The organism is Xanthomonas sp. SHU 166 (genome assembly GCF_000364685.1).
GTDB lineage: Bacteria > Pseudomonadota > Gammaproteobacteria > Xanthomonadales > Xanthomonadaceae > Xanthomonas_A > Xanthomonas_A sontii.
The window spans coordinates 1-561 of sequence record NZ_AQOJ01000655.1; the positions used below are offsets into that span (position 1 = coordinate 1).

At 72.2% G+C, this 561-nt stretch carries 2 pseudogenes; both read right to left on the reverse strand.

The features are described from left to right. Positions 1-172: pseudogene (locus D180_RS15695) on the reverse strand (biliverdin-producing heme oxygenase); the annotation flags it as partial. Continuing rightward, positions 169-561, reverse strand: a pseudogene (locus tag D180_RS15700) (long-chain acyl-CoA synthetase); the annotation flags it as partial. The pseudogenes D180_RS15700 and D180_RS15695, both read right to left, overlap by 4 nt.

The window sequence follows — 561 nt, forward strand, 5'->3', positions numbered from 1 at the left end:
AGGCCATCAGCAGGGGCACGGTATGGCGCACGTGGTGATAGGCCTGGCCGAGGAAGGCGACGTAGTCGGCGCCGGCGATCTGCCCGGCCAGGGCAGTCTGGATGATCGGGATGGCGATCAGGTCGGCGCGTTCGGCCTGGGTCTCGGCGAGCAGCCGGGCATGGAAACTCATTGGAAGGCTCCTGGGGCGGGATCGGGTTCGAGTTCGGCATAGCGCTGCGCCACGGCGTCGGCGTAGCGCTGCAGGATGGCGTCGCGGCGCGGGCGGCCGTTGCCGGTGAGCAGGCCGTCGGCGGCGCTGAACGGCGCGGCGGCGCGCACGAAGCCGGCGACGCGGGCGTAATCGGGCAGGCCGGCGTTGACCTCGGCCAGCGCGCCGTGCAGCGCGGCGTCGTCTTCGCCAGCGCGGCGCGGCCACAGCACCGCCAGGTTGTGCGCACGCGCCTCGCCGCACACCACCGCCTGCGCGATCAGCGGATGCTGCAGCAGTTCGCTTTCCACCCACTCCGGCGAGACATTGCGGCCGAACGCGGTGATGAACACATGCTTGCGGCGGCCGGG